Raw genomic sequence first — 16544 nt, forward strand, 5'->3', positions numbered from 1 at the left:
GGTAGCCATCGCCAATCTCCAACTGCCAACCATTTATGCTCAGTATCAAAAATCTCCACGCGCTCGCCGGCGAAAAGCAGGTCCTGCACGGTCTCGACCTCGAAGTGGGCGCGGGCGAAGTGCACGCCATCATGGGCCCCAACGGTTCCGGCAAGAGCACGCTCGCTCAAGTGCTGGCTGGCCGCGAGGGTTACACGGTCACCGGCGGCAGCGTCACCTATAAAGGAAAGGATCTGCTCGCGCTGGCGCCCGAAGAGCGCGCGCGTGAAGGCGTGTTCCTGGCGTTCCAGTATCCGGTCGAGATCCCGGGCGTGAACAACGTCTATTTGTTGAAGGCTGGCCTCAACGCCATTCGCAAACATCGCGGCGAGTCCGAAATGGACGCGTTCGAGTTCCTCACGCTGGTGCGCGAGAAGATGAAGCTCATGCAGATGGACGAGGCCTTCCTGAACCGCGGCGTCAACGAAGGCTTCTCCGGCGGCGAGAAGAAACGCAACGAGATTCTGCAGATGGCGGTGCTCGAGCCGTCGCTCGCGCTGCTCGACGAAACCGACTCGGGCCTGGACATCGACGCGCTGCGCGTCGTCGCCAACGGCGTGAACAGCCTGCGTCGCCCGGATCGCGCGATCGTGATGATTACTCACTATCAACGTCTGCTCGATTACATCGAGCCGGACAAGGTGCACGTGCTCTCGGGCGGCAAGATCATCAAGAGCGGCGACAGGTCGCTCGCACTGGAGCTAGAGAAGCGTGGCTACGACTGGGTGAAGCAGGAGGCCGCTGCGTGAGCGCTGTGGACGCCAAAAGCACTGCGTCGCCGATCGAGCGGTACCAAGCCGCGTTCGATGCGCGCTGGCCGGGCAGCGATGAGCTGACGGTACTGCGTCGTGCCGCGCTCGATCAATTCCTGTCGACGGGTTTTCCGACGCAACGTGACGAAGCCTGGAAGTACACCAACCTGCGTCGTCTCGAAACGCGCTCGTTCACACCAGCAGATGCTTCCGCGCTCGACGCGCATCAACCCGACTGGCTGACGACGACGGGCACGCGCATCGTGCTGGTCAACGGTCATTGGTTACCTGCCCTCTCCTCGCAAACGGCACAGCCACCGGGCGTGACCGTGCTGACGCTCAAGCAATGGCTGCAGCGTGAGCCGGCTGCCGTCGCCGCGTATCTGAAGGATCACGATCAGCTCACCGGCAACGCGCTGGAACAGTTGAATCTGGCGTTCTTCGAGGATGGCGTCGTAGTGAATCTTGCGGACAACGTAGTGCTCGATGCGCCTATCTACATCGTGCACCAGTCGACGAGCGCGGCCAGCGGGCGGATGAGTCATCCCCGCATCATCGTCGCTGCGGGTCGCAACAGCCGCGCCACTATCGTCGAACACTATCTGGGCGCGAACGAGGCCGAATACTTCACGAACTCGGTTGTTCGGTTCCAAGTCGCTGCTGGTGGCGCGGTCAAGCACTTCCGAGTGCAGCAGGAAGCGCCTCGTGCGTTCCACATTGGCCACATTCAGACCAAGCTCGCGAAGGACGCGCATTATTCAATTCATGACATCCAGCTCGGCGCCAGCCTGGGCCGGACTGGCATCACTGCGCTGCTCGAAGGCACCGGCGCGCACTCGGCGTTGTTCGGTTTGTTGACCCCGATGGGCAATCAGCACCTAGACGCACACACGCGCATCGATCACTTTGCTCCACACACGACCAGCGAAGAAGACTATCGCGGCATCGCCGGCGGGCGCGGCCGCGGCGTCTTCAATGGCAAGATCATCGTGCGTCCAGACGCGCAGAAGATCGACTCGCGTCAGTCGAGCCGCAACCTGTTGCTGTCAGCGACCGCCGAGATCGACACCAAGCCCGAGCTGGAAATCTACGCCAACGACGTGAAATGCAGTCACGGCGCGACCACCGGTCAGCTCGATGCGACCGCCCTCTTCTATCTGCGTTCACGTGGCTTGTCGGAATCCGACGCTCGTGCCGCGCTGATCCGGGCATTCGCCGAATCCATTCTCTCGACCATCGACCTCGCCCCCGTGCACGCCGCGCTGGAAAAGCAGATCGATGAGCGGTTCAAGCTAGCTAACGAGGCCAAGGCATGAACGCAGCTGTCACAGCCACACGCAGCGCGACAGGGCTCGATGTCGCCGCCATCCGGCGCGACTTTCCCATCCTGCACCAGACGGTGAACGGCAAACCGCTGGTGTATCTGGATAACGCAGCGTCGAGTCAGCGGCCCAAGTCGGTCATCGAAGCGATCTCCCGCTATTACGAGCACGATCACGCGAACGTGCATCGCGGCGTTCACACGCTGAGTCAGCGCGCGACCGACGCCTACGAAGGCGCGCGTGAGACGATTCGCCGCTTCATCAATGCCCGCGACACGAAAGAAATCATCTTCGTTCGCGGCACGACCGAAGCCGTGAACCTGGTTGCACAGAGCTTCGCGCGCACCGGTTTCCAGCCTGGCGATGAGATCCTGATCAGCGCTCTCGAACATCACGCCAACATCGTTCCGTGGCAGCTGCTGCGAGACCAGATCGGCGCGGTGCTCAAGGTGATTCCGATCAATGAGCAGGGCGAAGTCGATTTCGTCGAGTTCCAAAAGCTCATTGGTCCTCGTACGCGCCTGCTGGCGCTGGCGCATGTTTCCAATGCACTGGGCACGATCGTACCGGTCGAGAAATTCATCAAGGTCGCCAAACAGCACGGCGTGCCGGTGCTGCTCGATGGCGCACAAGCCATCCCGCACACGGCGGTGGACGTGCAGGCCCTGGGCTGCGACTTCTACTGCTTCTCCAGCCACAAGATGCTCGGCCCGACCGGCATGGGCGTGTTGTACGGCAAGCGTGAGCTGCTGGAAGCCATGCCGCCGTGGCAGGGCGGTGGCGACATGATTCTGTCGGTGTCGTTCGAGAAGACGACGTTCAATCAGTTGCCCTGGAAGTTCGAGGCCGGCACGCCGCACATCGCCGGCGCTATCGGTCTCGCAACGGCCATCGACTACCTGGAAAAGATCGGTATGGACCGCATCGCCGCCTACGAGCACGAGCTGCTCGAATATGCGACCGAGCGTCTGACTCAGGTCCCGGGTTTGCGCATCGTCGGCACGGCACCGAACAAGGCCGCAGTCGTGTCGTTCATGCTCGACGGCATTCATCCGCACGACATCGGCACCATTCTCGATACCGAAGGCGTCGCGATCCGTACCGGGCATCACTGCGCCATGCCGGTGATGGAGTTCTTCAAGATTCCGGCGACGGCGCGCGCTTCGATGTCGTTCTACAATACGCGCGAGGAGATCGACCGGCTGGTGGCCGCCCTCGAACATACTCGTCAAGTGTTGGGCTGAGCCGATGGACCTGAAAGACCTTTATCGCGACGTCATCGTCGATCACAACCGCCATCCGCGCAACTTCGGCAAGCTGGATCCTGCCGACGTGCACGCCGACGGCCACAACCCGTTGTGCGGCGATCGCCTCACCATGTACGCCAATCTCAAGGGCGAGCACCTCACCGATGTGAAGTTCGAAGGCGCCGGCTGCGCGATCTCGGTCGCGTCCGCTTCGTTGCTGACCGAAGCCGTGAAAGGCAAGACGAAGTCGGAAGTGAAAGAACTGTTCGACGATGTGCATGCGCTGCTGACTCAGCACGACGCCAGCGTCGATCCCGCCAAGCTCGGCAAGCTCGCCGCCCTCTCCGGCGTGCGCGAGTTTCCCGCTCGCGTGAAATGCGCGAGCTTGTGCTGGCATACATTGAACGCAGCCCTCGAGCGCGCTGCCGAACCGGTGACTACCGAGTAATTGGTTCCTTTTCATGCACAGCCACGACAACGAACCTGTAACCCTACAGCGCGACGTCGAAGCCATCATGGTTCCCGCCGGCATCCCGGTGACCCTGCGCGAAGGCAAGACCGGCTTCATCACTCAAGCCCTTGGCGGCAGCTTCACGGTTTACGTGGAGGGCAATCTGTTCCGCATCCCCGGCAAGGATGCCGATGCGCTCGGTAAAGAGCCGAGCCTCGCGCCCGAACTGCCGCCCAACGCGACCGATGAGGACGTGAAGCAGCTGGTGTGGGATCAGATGCGCACCTGCTACGACCCGGAAATTCCCATCGACATCGTCGAACTGGGCCTGGTGTATTCCTGTGACATCACGCACACCCCCGAAGGCGGACGCATTGCGGACATCAAGATGACCTTGACCGCGCCGGGTTGCGGCATGGGCGAAGTGCTCGTGCAGGACGTGAAGGACAAAGTCGAGCTGGTGCCGACGGTCACACGAGCCGATGTCGAGCTGGTGTTCGATCCCCCCTGGAATCAGACCATGATGTCGGAAGCGGCGCGATTGCAGACGGGAATGATGTAAATGACCTGGCATCCCGTGGCTCTCGCCGCCTCGATTGCGCCCGGCGACTACGCGCAGACCGAAATCGACGCTCAATTGATCGCCGTGTTCAATATCTGCGGCGAGTTCTACGCGATCGACGACCTTTGCACTCACGATGGCGGCGAACTGGCCGGCGGTGAGGTCGACGGCGATGTCGTCGTCTGCCCACGCCACGGCGCCCGCTTTTGCCTGCGCACCGGCGCAGCATTGACGCCGCCGGCTTACGAGCCCGTGCGCACCTATCCAACCCGCGTCAACGATGACGGCATGGTCGAGATCCAAACCGATTAAGGAATGACATGCGCCTCACTCTGCTTCGCCACGCCAAAACCGAAGCTCAGCACTCCGGTCAGGAGGATTGGGATCGCATGCTCGAGCCCCGCGGGCAGAAGGATGCACCGGAGATGGCGCGGCGGCTGCGTGAGCGCAAGCTCAAACCGGATCTGGTGATCGCCAGCCCCGCTGTACGCGCGCTGACTACTGCACAGATCTTCATGCGCGAATTGCATTTGGCTGCGTCGAAGCTGCAGCAGGATGAGCGCTTGTATCTCGCGTCGCCGAAAGTGTTGAGGGAAGTGGTCCGAGAGCTGGGCGGCACGGCGCAGCATCTGATGATCGTCGGCCACAATCCCGGGCTGACGGAATTCGCCGATCGCGTCTCGGCCGAGCGCGAGATCGACAACATGCCGACCTGCGCGATCTATACGCTGGAGTTCGAGATCGACGACTGGAGCGAGCTGGAGTGGGACAGCGGCCTGAATGCCGAGTTGGACTACCCGAAGAACTGCAGTAGTTGTTAGGGCGCAAGCCCGGAAAAGCCCTCACCTCCCTATGATGTCGCTCTGGCAGCACGCAGCTGCCTGGCTAGACGATAGACGCCCGTAAGGCGCGCTGGATTATTCAATGGAGATTTCTCTCGACGTTCCTTTCGTGCTCGGCGTTCTCGCTGAGGAACATCAGCGCGCCGCGAATGAGATCGGCGAGTTCGGCGTCGTGCGCGCGTACGAACACTCTCGCCAGCGTCACGACGCTCGGATCGCGTCAGCTCCCGATGTAGGCACGCTCGCCTGTCGCGCTGGCTGCACGTGGTGTTGTCATTTCAGCGTCGATGTCCGTGCCGTCGAGGTGTTCAGCATTCTGGATTTCGTCGAGCGTTCGCTACCGGCGGAAGAGAAAGCACGGATTTATTCCGAGGTGCGCGCGAACAGCGCAGCGTTACAGGGCATGGACGACATGGAACGCATGCGCCGCAACGTCAAATGCCCGTTCCTAAGCGCCGGCCGCTGCTCCATCTACGAAGCCCGCCCGCAAACCTGCCGCAACTATCACGCGACGGATGTGGTGGGCTGTCAGCAGTCGTACGAAGATCCCGACAACCTTGAGATTGATCCTGAGTTCGCGCCGATGGTGTACCAAGCCGGCGGCGCTCACGTTGACGCGTTCACGCGAGCCATGCGTGAGGCGGGTTACGACACGAACGTGTATGAGATGAATTGCGCGCTGGACACGGCGATATCGGAGCCTGAAGCGCGCCAACGTTTCGAGGAGAAACGCGCGCCGTTCAAAAAGCTGTCAGGCGATGATGTTCCTGGTGAGTTTGAAGATCTCGCCGATTGAAGCGTTAAAGCGCGCTGCGAACGTTGCTGTAAGAGGCGTTGGTGGTCTGCGTCGCCGGGAGTGTCTTAGCTCCTTCCGGCACCGGGCACGGCCGGAGCGCTAGCGCTCCTACACCGCACGTCCATGATGAGCCCTGCTGTTGCGGCCCCATCCATGTGCCGCAAAGCTGCCGGAAGGAGCTAAGACACTCCCGACGACGCCGAAACGTTACAGCAGCTTCGCGCGTGACTCTGTTCCGACCCGAACGGACCTCGAATGTTCGCTCAACGTCATGTCGGCATACGGCCTGGACTCTCGCGCCAACATATCAGTACGCAGCCTGGACTCTCCCACCGACCTGTCGGCACGCCGCCGAGGTGGGGGACCTTCTCCCGGCGGCTTTGCGGTACAGGGACGGGACCGCAACAGCAGGGCTCATCAGCAACTGTCTTGTGATCAGGCTAATTCCATTAGCTTCGGGCTCCAGCACTGGCGATGCCGGATCATGCTGTTGATGATGGTCAGGAGCTTGCGCATGCAGGCGACTAACGCGACTTTGCCGGGCTTTCCAGCAGCGCGAAGACGCTGATAGAACGCCCTCAGCACGGTGTTGTAACGCACACCTACGAGCGCCGACATGTACAGCGCACTTCGGGCGAACGCACGACCGCCGTAGATACAGCGATGCCCGACCAACCGCCGCTATCGCAATTGAAGGGCGCCACGCCGGCTAGTGCGCTGATCTCGCGGCGGTTGAGGGTGCCAAGTTCCGGCAGACTCGCCAGCAGCCTTAACGCCGTCACCCGCGCAATGCCGGGTACGGATTCGAGCAGCTCAACCTTCTCGCGCCAGACCCCACACTCACGCAACGCACTGCCAAGATCTTGATCGGCATGCTTGAGCTGTTGCTCGAGCCAGTCGATGTTCTTTTTCAGACCGCGTTTGACATCCTTGTGCGCGGTACGCAGGCGGTTCTTCTCCATCACCAGCATCTCGATCAGCTGCTGGCGCCGCGCGATCAACGCTTGTAGCCCTTGTTGCTGCTCGCTGGGCAGCTCGCGGGGCTCCAACTTCATCGCCTGCGCAAATTTCACCAGCACCTGCGCATCGAGTCGATCCGTCTTTGCTAGTCGTCCGCTGGCCTTGGCAAAATCTCGCACCTGCCGCGCATTGACGATCCGCAGCGCCAGGCCCGCTGCGGCCAGCGCGGCTGCCGCTGACCGCTCAAAACCGCCGGTCGCCTCCATCACGACCAGCCGTGGCGGCTGCTGTGATAGCACCCCGCGCAACTGGCTGTGCCCGGCTGGATCATTGCCGAACTGCCCCTCCCTGCCATCGCTGAACGCAACGTCCAAGCGTTCCTTCGATACGTCGATTCCTACATACAGCTCAGACATCTTTCGTACCCCACCTTGCAACCCATTCGGGATCACCTTTAGGGTGTCCCAGCCAACTGTTCGGGTGTGGAAAGATCTCGCGCAGCGATCAAGCTGATGATCGGACTCTCATGGTGCCGGGGACGGACGATCTACTGCGCGAGGCCGAGCTAAATTTAACGAAAACCGAAGATACAAGGGACGTGCGGTGTAGGGGCGCAGTGCGCTCCGGCCGTGCCCGGCGCCGGGAGAAGGTCCCCCACCTCGGCGGCGTGCGAGCGCCAACGCTCTGACTCTGATTCCGCCCCCTCACTCCCCCACCATCGTCAACAAACTCGCATTCCCACCGACCGCAGCGGTATTGATCGTCACCGTCTGCTCCGTCGCGAACCGATGCAAATAATACGGCCCACCAGCTTTCGGCCCAGTCCCTGACAGCCCGCGACCTCCAAACGGCTGCACACCCACCACCGCCCCAATCATGTTCCGATTGACGTAAACATTGCCAGCGCGAACGCGCGAGGCAATGTATCGAGCGGTAGCGTCAACGCGCGTATGTACGCCCAGCGTCAACCCGAAGCCCGTTGCATTGACCGCATCGATCACCTGATCGAGCTTGTTCGCCCGATAGCGAATCAAATGCACGATCGGTCCGAATACCTCACCCGTTAGCTGCGACAGCGCCTCAATCTCCACCGCCGCCGGTGCGAAGAACGTCCCCTGCTCGTGCTCCGGCTTCAACTTGTAAGCGTGACTCCAGCGAGCCCTGCGCGTGATCTTCTCCGCATGTGCACGAAGCATCTCGCAGGAAGGCGGATCGATCACCGGCCCGACATCCGTCGTCAGCAACATGGGATCGCCGACCACCAACTCCTCCATGTATCCAGCGAGCAGCTCAGCAACGCGATCTGCAATCTCATCCTGCACATACAACACCCGCAGCGCCGAGCATCGTTGACCCGCACTGTTGAAACTGGACTGCACGATGTCGAGCACGACCTGCTCGGGCAACGCCGAACTGTCGACGATCATGGCATTCTGACCGCCGGTCTCGGCGATCAGCACCGGAATCACGCCCTCGCGATTCGCCAGCGAGCGATGGATCAGCTTCGCCGTCTCAGTCGAGCCTGTAAATGCAACGCCAGCGACGCGCGGGTCCGCAACGATGCGCGCACCAACCGTTGCTCCATCACCAGGCAACAGATGCAAAACACCCGGCGGTACGCCCGCCTCCAGCAGTATCTGCACGGCGCGTGTCGCAATCAGCGGCGTCTGTTCCGCCGGCTTCGCGAGGACTGAATTTCCAGCAGCGAGTGCGGCGGCAATCTGCCCCGTAAAGATAGCGATTGGGAAATTCCAAGGACTGATGCAACAGAACACGCCGCGGCCGCGCAGCTTCAACTCATTGCTCTCACCCGTCGGCCCGGGCATGCGAACACCCGCGCCAAACTCGTTCCTCGCGCGATCCGCGTAGTAGCGCAAGAAATCAACCGCCTCGCGCACTTCGGAAATGCTGTCCGGAATCGTGCGTCCGCCTTCTCGCACGCAATAAGCAATCAACTCCGGCATGCGCTCTTCATAAAGATCCGCAGCACGCTCCAGAATTTCAGCGCGTTGACTCGCCGGCGTCGCATCCCATTCGACTTGCGCCGGTACGGCAGCCGCGAGCGCCTTGTCGACCAGCGCGACGTCCGTTTCCCTCACCATGCCAATCACTTCACTCCGATTCGCCGGATTGCGCACCTCGACGCCCCGACTCTCCTGCAATTCCCCGTTGACGATGGCTCCCGCCACCCATCGCTGCTGCGCCGCTTGTTTGATCTTCGCAAGCAGCGGCTCTCGCTCTGCCGGATCGGCCAGATTGACGCCCATCGAGTTCAAGCGCGACGAGCCGTACAACATGCGCGGCAGCGGTATCCGCGGATGCGGGATCTGCGTCAATCCATCCAGTTCGAGCACGGGATCCCGGACGATGTCGGTGACTGCATGCTCCTCATCGACGATGCGATTGACGAACGAGGTGTTGGCGCCGTTTTCCAGCAGGCGCCGCACCAGATAGGGCAACAAGTCTTCGTGAGAGCCGACCGGCGCATACACGCGGCACGGAATCCCAAGCTTCTGCTCGCCAACGATCTGCTCGTACAGCTCTTCGCCCATGCCATGCAGACGCTGGAACTCGAATTTCCGCCCCTGCTCGCCCGCCAGCTCGATGATGGTCGCGACTGTCTGGGCGTTGTGAGTGGCGAACTGCGGATAGATCTCCGGGCCCGAAGCAATCAGCTCCCGTGCGCAGGCGATGTATGAAACATCGGTATTCACTTTGCGCGTAAATACCGGATAGCCCGTGAAGCCGCGCTCCTGTGCGCGTTTGATTTCGCTGTCCCAGTATGCGCCCTTCACCAAACGGACATTCAAGCGCCGGCCGCTCGCTTGCGCCAGGTCCTTCAGCCAGCGAATAACGTCGATGGCGCGCTTTTGATACGCCTGCACGGCCAGGCCGAATCCATCCCAACCCTGCAGCTCCTGCGAGTGCGCCACGTATTCGATGAGCTCCAGCGACAACTCGAGCCGCTCCGCCTCTTCCGCATCCACAGTCAACGGGATGTTTGCTGTCTTCGCCGCCATCGCCAGCTCATGCAGGCGAGGCGCAAGTTCCTTGAGCACTCGCTCTCGCTGCGCAAACTCATAGCGGGGAAACAAAGCCGACAACTTCACCGAGATGCCCGGCGACGCCTCGCTGGACGAGGCCTTGCTCGAATGCGCGCCGATCTTCTGAATCGCCTCGTGATACGCCTTCAGATAGCGCATGGCATCCCACGTAGTCAGAGCCGATTCGCCCAACATGTCGAACGAATGACGGTACAGCTTGCTCTCGGCGCTGACGGAACGATCCAGCGCCTCCTCGATGGTGCGCCCCATGACGAACTGATGCCCCATGATGCGCATCGCCTGACGGAACGCCGCGCGCATGACAGGTTCACCGATACGGCCGGCAATACGAGCGAGCACGCTGCGAGGATCGTGCATGTCAGCATCGCTGGGGCGAACGATGCGCCCGGTGAGCATCAAGCCCCACGTGGACGCGTTGACGAACAACGATTCGGCATCGCTCAAGTGCGCAGCCCAATCGCCCGCGGCGATCTTGTCCGCGATCAAGCGATCGGCCGTGGCATCGTCAGGGATGCGCAGCAGCGCCTCTGCGAGACACATCAGAATCACGCCTTCTTGGGATGACAGATCGTATTTGCGCAGGAAAGCATCGAGCCCGGTGCGCTGCGTCTGGTAGTTGCGCACACCTTCGACCAGCGCTACCGCGCGGCTTACAATCTTGTCACGCTGCTCCTGCGAGACCCGGGCCGCTGCTGTCAGCCTGCGGACGATCTGCTCTTCGTCGCCGAGATAGTTCCGGTTGATGGCGTCGGCGATGGGCCGCCGAGCAGTGCGGGGTTGCTGGGACGACATCATGGTTTATTTCTTTCCGCAGGAAAGCACGGTATACACAACGCGATGCGGCACAGGCTGTACGTAGATGGCGACAGCGGGCAAACCGAGAGCGCTTGAAATCGCGTCGGCGAAACTCAATCTCTCGCCGGACGATTGCATCTTTAGCAGATCAGCTTGATGGGAGGCTGCGTGAGCCAGGAAACGACCGTCGTCACTGCCGACACGTTCATGACCGAAGTGGTCGAGACCTCGGCGCGCGTGCCGGTGCTGGTCGACTTCTGGGCCCCTTGGTGCGGGCCCTGTAAACAGCTCATGCCCATCCTCGACCGGCTGGCCGAGGAATACGGCGGTCGCTTCCGCCTCGCCAAGGTCAACACCGACGAACAACAGGAACTGGCGCAGCAGCTCGGCATCCGCAGCTTGCCGACCGTTGTGTTGTTCAAAGACCGGACCTCGGTGGATCACTTTGTCGGCGTGGTGCCGGAGGCGCAGATCCGCCGGCTGCTCGACAAGCATTTGCCCACCCGCTCCGATGCACCGCTGGAGCGCGCCCAGGTGCTCAAAGCCCAGGGCGATTTCTCGGGCGCCCGCGCCATCATCGAAAGCGCCCTGGCGAACGATCGCGACAACATCACTTACCTGACCGAGCTGGCGGAGCTGCGAGCGCTCGATAGCGATCTCGAAGGCGCACGCGCTGAGTTAGCGCGCTTGCAAGGTATCGAGCCGAATCATGCCGGGGTGAAACGGCTGGCCGCGTTGCTCAATTTCAGCGACATCGTCGCCGCCCATCCCGATGTTCGCTCGTTGCGCGAACGGGTTGCGAGCGGCGACAGCGACCTCGACCTGCGACATGCGCTGGCTGTGCATCAATTGTTGGGCGGTGACGTCGAGCCGGCGCTGCAGACCTGGCTGGAGATCATGCGCAACCACCGCGGCTATAAGGACGATCTGGCGCGCCGCAGCTTGCTGCAGGCATTCGAGTTGATTGGCGAGGCGGACCCCATCGTCCCGCGCACCCGCAAGGAAATGGCGCGCCTGCTGTTCTGAGCCGCGTCTCAGTTGGAGAGACGCGCCGTCTCCTGCAGGTGCTGCGACGTTTCGCGTCCCAGATAGGCGTGGATCAAGCGCCGCGTGACATAGATCAACGGAATCAGCAGGAACGCCATCAGCAGCTTATACGCGTAGTTCACGCTGCCGACGGCAAGGAACAACGGCATCGGCCATTGCTGCGGACCGATCACGAAGGCGATATAGAGAACGATGAAGCTGTCGATCAGCTGTGACACCGCCGTCGAGCCGGTCGCGCGCAGCCAGATCCAGCGCTCACCGGTCATCATACGAATGCGGTGAAACACCGCCACGTCGATCAGCTGGCCCACCAAAAAGGCCGTCACCGAGCCGGCAATCGTCCACATTCCCTGTCCGAAGATATTGCTGAAAGCCGCCTGCATGTCCGGCACGCCGCGCTCGCTGTTGGCCTCGACCCAGAACCCGGCCGGCGTGAGCGAGATGGCCGCATAGGCCGCGATAAAGCCGTAGACGATCAGCACCACGGTCAGCCAGGAAATGAAACGCACGCCGCGCGTGCCGAAATATTCATTGATGATGTCGGTCATCAGAAACACGACCGGCCACAACAGCACCCCGCTGGTGAAGGACAACGAGCCGCTCTGCCCGAACAGGTTCCAGTTGAAAGGCTGCATGCCGAGCGTCGGCTCCAGCGCAAAGATTTTCACGCCGACGAACTCGGCGATCACGGCGTTACAGACCAGAAATGCCGCGAGCACGATGAACAGCTTCGCCGCCCGGTTGTGCACCGGATGCCCCACCGCGGTGGTGGCGGCCAAACTGAGAGCTTGCGAGTGCGCGGCGGGCAGCGGCCGCGCCGTCTCTGGATGCGCCGTGTCTGGAGATGAAACCAAGGTTCACCAGGTGCTATTGGTGTTATGCAGTCGTACGAGTATGCACCACTTCCGGGGCGGGCAAGCGATGCCACCCGCGTGCGGGACCGGTTATGCTTCGCCCTTTCCTCCGCACGGTTCACAAGATCATGGTCCAGATCACGGAGCTGAACATCTATCCGGTCAAGTCTTGTCGCGGGATTGCGCTCCAAAGCGCGCGCCTCACCGAGACCGGGTTCGAGCATGACCGCGAATGGCTGGTCATCACGCCCGAGGGCCGCTTCCTGACTCAACGCGAGCGCCCGCAACTGGCGCAAATCGAAACCGCCATTGGTGGCGATCAACTCATCCTGCGCAAGCCCGCCGGCGCCGATCTGACAGTACCGCTGAACCTGACCGGCTCAGAGCGGGAAGTCACGATCTGGCGCGACAAAGTCGATGCCTTCGATGCAGGGGATGAAGCCGCGACCTGGCTCACCGCGCACCTGGGCAAACCGGCGCGGCTGGTGCGCTTTGACAAGCGACGCAAGCGTGTGAGCAACACGCAGTGGACCGATGGAGTCGAGGCCCTGACTCAATTTGCCGACGGCTGGCCCTGGCTGCTGATCTCGCAGGGCTCGCTCGAGGACTTGAATCGCCGGATGCAGACTCCGCTGCCGATGAACCGCTTCCGTCCCAACATCGTCGTGGACGGCCTGCCGCCGTTTGGTGAAGACAGCGTCGATGAATTCATCGCGGGCGAGGTGCGCATGAAAGTGGTCAAGCCTTGCGACCGCTGCGTGGTCACGACCACCGATCAGCTCACCGGCGAGCGCACCAGCGACGAGCCATTGAAGGCGCTGAAGGAATTCCGCTTCGACCGCAATATGCGCGGCGTGCTGTTCGGTCAGAACCTGATTCTGACCGGCGGCGTAGGCACTGAATTGAAGGTGGGTCAGCAGTTCGCAGTGACTGCCGGCACCAGCAAGGCCAGTATCGGTTGAATTACTCGCCCTGCTGGCGAGTCATCACGCGCGACAGCAAGCGCAGTGTCTGCGTTTCCCAACCGAAGCGCGCCTCGGCAACGGCATCCTCGCCGACGGCGCTCTGTACGGCGGCAACGTGGGGAGCGACACGACGGATCACGGTGCTCTCCCAGTCTTCACGCACCAGGGTCTTTTCGGGATCCGCGTCTTCCAGCTCAGGATCGATCAGCACCGGACGGGGCATCTCGAGAGTGGCTTCGGGATCGTAGTCGCGCTCGATTGTCATAATCTTCGACACTCTGTCAGCTCAGACGACCCCGGCACCCTACGCGTTGTGGCTCAAGTGGCCGTGAGCAACGGATCACAAGGTCGTCATCTCAGTGAAACATGCGTGCGAAGTCGCGGCACCGCGCACGCTTCGTAACCAACGCCCGGCGGCGAGGTCAGGTTCCCCTGTACCGGTTACAGTGCAGTGACAAGCCATTCATGCGAATAGCCTGCCAACCACTAATAACCAGACAATTGAGCAAACCGATCCGTGTGGTAGTACTGATCGCCGAACGTTTCCGCGGCGGCGCGAGCGCGCTTCATGAAGAAACCGATGTCGAATTCGTCGGTCATGCCAATGCCGCCATGCATTTGCACGGCTTCATTGGTCGCGATGCGTGCCACATCGCTGGCTTTCGCTTTTGAGAGACACACCAGCGATGACGCTGTCGGCTCCTGCGCATCCAGCCCCTGCATGGTTCGCAGTACCACCGAGCGCACCAATTCGATCTCGCAGAACAAATGGGCTGCACGATGTTGGAGCGCCTGGAACGTGCCGATCTTGACGCCGAACTGCTCGCGCTCACGCAAATAACTCAACGTACGCTCGAACGCTTCCTCCGCGACTCCCAACAGCTCCGCCGCCAACACGGCGCGGCCCGCATCGAGCACCGCATCGAGAACAATCGCGCCTTTATCGAATGTGCCGACGACGTCAGCTTCGCCGACCACCACGTCGCGCAACTCGACCACCGCGCTATTGCGGTTATCCACCATCGACGAGCGCGTGATGGTGACGCCGTCCGCTTTCGGATCGATCAGGAACAGAGAGATACCGTCGCGCGAGCTGATGTCGCCTGACGTGCGCGCGCTAACGATCAAACGATCGGCGATGTGGCCATCGAGCACGTGCAACTTGCGCCCGCTCAGCTTGTACTTGCCCGTGCAGCGAGTGGCAATGTGATACGGCGTATGACGCACGCACTCGTCGCTGGCAAACGCGATGAGCAAGTCACCGCCAGCAATGGCTGGCAGCAATGTTTCTTTCTGTGCCTGCGTGCCACCTCGCAACAGCGCGGTCACTGCCAACACCGCGGTCGACAGCAGCGGAGTCGCGCTCAGATTGCGACCGATCTCGGCGGCGATCAGCCCGGCGCCGACGAAGCCGAATCCCACACCGCCATATTCTTCGGGCACGAGCACGCCCGCCCAGCCCATCTCGGCCATTTCTTTCCAGACATTGCGATCGAAGCCGACCGGGTCGGCATCGTCACGCAGTTTGCGCAACTGAGAAACCGGTGCACGCTCGGCGGCAAAGCGCTTCGCGGCATCACGGAACATCAATTGATCGTCATTGAGTACCAGAGTCATGAGCCGCTCCTTGCGTGTCACGCGCCCGGCAGACGCAGCACGTTCTTGGCGATGATGTTGAGCTGGATTTCCGACGTGCCACCCTCGATGGAGTTGGCCTTGGTCCTGAGCCACATTGAAGCCAGCTGTTCCTCGCCGGGAGCATCGCCGAACTTCAAGCCTTCGCTGCCGCCCACGGACATGGTCAGCTCGGCGCGGCGCTTGTTCAGCTCGGTGCCGTAGTACTTGAGCATCGACGATATCGCGCCGGTCTCATTGCCCGCTTTCGCCTCGTCGGTAACGCGGCTCATGGTGAGCGCAAACGCAAGCGCGTCCATTTCGAAGCGCGCAATATCGGTACGCAACGCGGGCTCCGCCAGCCGCCCCGCTGCAAGCCCAACGCTCTTGATGGCGAGCTGGCTGAGCGGCGTGACCCGCTGGGTACCGAAGCCGCCGATCATGTTGCGTTCGTGCGTGAGCAGGTACTTCGCAATGGTCCAGCCTTTGTTCAACTCGCCGAGCAGGTTTTCCTTGAGCACTTTGACGTTGTCGAAGAACGTCTGCGTGAACGGCGAGTAACCCGAGATCAGCCGAATCGGGCTGGTCGTGACCCCCGGCGATTCCATATCGAACAACACGAAGCTGATGCCTTCCTGCTTCTTGCCGGTAAAGCTGGTGCGGACCAGACAGAAGATCCAATCCGCTTTGTCGCCGTAACTGGTCCAGATCTTGGAGCCGTTGACGATGAAGTGATCGCCGTGATCGTCGGCGCGCGTCTTCAACGATGCCAGGTCGGAGCCGGCGCCCGGCTCGGAATATCCCTGGCACCAGCGAATCTCGCCGCGCGCGATCTTCGGAATGTGCTCGCTCTTTTGTTTCTCGTTGCCGTACTTCAGCAGCGCCGGCCCGAGCATCGAAATGCCAAACGAAGTCAGCGGCGGACGGCATTTCATCGCCGCCATCTCTTCACGCAGCACCCGCGCCTCGTCCTTGCTCAAACCGCCGCCACCGTACTGCTTCGGCCACTCGGGCACCGTCCAGCCGCGCTCCGCCATCCTCTGCAGCCACACGCGCTGCGCGTCGTTCTTGAATTGAAAGCGTCGGCCGCCCCAGCACACATCGTATTCATCGACGATGGGCTGACGCATTTCCGAAGGACAATTTGCTTCCAGCCACGCGCGGGTGTCGCGGCGAAACGCTTCCAATGCCTCGTCTTGTGCGGACACGTTATTTCTCCTGCAGCAGCAGCCT

Annotated in this window: 15 protein-coding genes and 1 pseudogene; 10 read left to right on the top strand and 6 right to left on the bottom strand. The window is 61.7% G+C overall.

Annotation, left to right across the window (positions count from 1 at the left end):
- Window positions 1-35 precede the first annotated feature (35 nt).
- The 8 genes from sufC to D0550_RS07750 all read left to right on the top strand — a co-directional run bounded on the left by sufC (window position 36) and on the right by D0550_RS07750 (window position 6011).
- On the top strand, window positions 36-788 hold the full coding sequence (sufC, locus tag D0550_RS07715; protein ID WP_116808542.1) for a Fe-S cluster assembly ATPase SufC: 753 nt from the start codon (window positions 36-38) through the stop codon (window positions 786-788).
- Window positions 785-2107, top strand: coding sequence for a Fe-S cluster assembly protein SufD (gene sufD / locus D0550_RS07720; protein ID WP_161965695.1), 1323 nt, complete (start codon window positions 785-787; stop codon window positions 2105-2107). Before sufC ends, sufD begins: the two co-directional genes overlap by 4 nt.
- Window positions 2104-3357, top strand: a complete 1254-nt coding sequence (locus tag D0550_RS07725) for a cysteine desulfurase (RefSeq protein WP_116808544.1) — start codon at window positions 2104-2106, stop codon at window positions 3355-3357. Before sufD ends, D0550_RS07725 begins: the two co-directional genes overlap by 4 nt.
- A gap of 4 nt (window positions 3358-3361) precedes the next feature.
- A complete protein-coding gene (sufU, locus tag D0550_RS07730) occupies window positions 3362-3808 on the top strand; it encodes a Fe-S cluster assembly sulfur transfer protein SufU (RefSeq protein WP_116808545.1) in 447 nt (148 codons plus the stop codon).
- Window positions 3809-3821: 13 nt separating this feature from the next.
- Window positions 3822-4373, top strand: a complete 552-nt coding sequence (sufT, locus tag D0550_RS07735) for a putative Fe-S cluster assembly protein SufT (protein ID WP_116808546.1) — start codon at window positions 3822-3824, stop codon at window positions 4371-4373.
- Complete coding sequence (locus tag D0550_RS07740; RefSeq protein WP_116808547.1) at window positions 4374-4685, top strand: Rieske (2Fe-2S) protein; 312 nt, start codon at window positions 4374-4376, stop codon at window positions 4683-4685.
- A gap of 8 nt (window positions 4686-4693) precedes the next feature.
- Window positions 4694-5194 (top strand): SixA phosphatase family protein, encoded by a 501-nt coding sequence (locus tag D0550_RS07745; protein ID WP_116808548.1) that lies wholly within the window; start codon window positions 4694-4696, stop codon window positions 5192-5194.
- Between the two features lie 103 nt (window positions 5195-5297).
- On the top strand, window positions 5298-6011 hold the full coding sequence (locus tag D0550_RS07750; RefSeq protein WP_116808549.1) for a YkgJ family cysteine cluster protein: 714 nt from the start codon (window positions 5298-5300) through the stop codon (window positions 6009-6011).
- Between the two features lie 435 nt (window positions 6012-6446).
- Here D0550_RS07750 and D0550_RS07755 read toward each other — a convergent pair.
- Window positions 6447-7387: pseudogene (locus D0550_RS07755) on the bottom strand (IS110 family RNA-guided transposase).
- Between the two features lie 288 nt (window positions 7388-7675).
- Window positions 7676-10831 (bottom strand): bifunctional proline dehydrogenase/L-glutamate gamma-semialdehyde dehydrogenase PutA, encoded by a 3156-nt coding sequence (gene putA / locus D0550_RS07760; protein WP_206606152.1) that lies wholly within the window; start codon window positions 10829-10831, stop codon window positions 7676-7678.
- A gap of 168 nt (window positions 10832-10999) precedes the next feature.
- On the opposite strand from putA, the gene trxA reads away from it, so the two are divergent.
- Window positions 11000-11857 (top strand): thioredoxin, encoded by an 858-nt coding sequence (gene trxA / locus D0550_RS07765; protein WP_161965696.1) that lies wholly within the window; start codon window positions 11000-11002, stop codon window positions 11855-11857.
- An 8-nt stretch (window positions 11858-11865) separates the two neighbouring features.
- Here trxA and D0550_RS07770 read toward each other — a convergent pair whose 3' ends face one another.
- Window positions 11866-12657, bottom strand: a complete 792-nt coding sequence (locus D0550_RS07770) for a queuosine precursor transporter (protein ID WP_206606153.1) — start codon at window positions 12655-12657, stop codon at window positions 11866-11868.
- Window positions 12658-12860: 203 nt separating this feature from the next.
- Here D0550_RS07770 and D0550_RS07775 point away from each other — a divergent pair, with 203 nt between their 5' ends.
- Window positions 12861-13694 carry an MOSC domain-containing protein gene (locus tag D0550_RS07775; RefSeq protein ID WP_161965697.1) on the top strand — a complete coding sequence of 278 codons (834 nt, stop codon included), beginning with the start codon at window positions 12861-12863 and terminating at the stop codon, window positions 13692-13694.
- Window position 13695: 1 nt separating this feature from the next.
- Here D0550_RS07775 and D0550_RS07780 read toward each other — a convergent pair whose 3' ends face one another.
- The 3 genes from D0550_RS07780 to D0550_RS07790 form a co-directional block, all read right to left on the bottom strand.
- The gene (locus D0550_RS07780; RefSeq protein WP_116808552.1) at window positions 13696-13962 is read right to left on the bottom strand and encodes a hypothetical protein; all 267 of its coding nucleotides are present in this window, start codon (window positions 13960-13962) and stop codon (window positions 13696-13698) included.
- Window positions 13963-14183: 221 nt separating this feature from the next.
- Entirely contained in the window at window positions 14184-15314 is a 1131-nt protein-coding gene (locus tag D0550_RS07785; protein ID WP_116808722.1) for an acyl-CoA dehydrogenase family protein, read from the bottom strand.
- Between the two features lie 17 nt (window positions 15315-15331).
- Window positions 15332-16519, bottom strand: coding sequence for an acyl-CoA dehydrogenase family protein (locus tag D0550_RS07790; protein WP_206606154.1), 1188 nt, complete (start codon window positions 16517-16519; stop codon window positions 15332-15334).
- Window positions 16520-16544: the final 25 nt, after the last annotated feature.

This window comes from Steroidobacter cummioxidans (genome assembly GCF_003104955.1).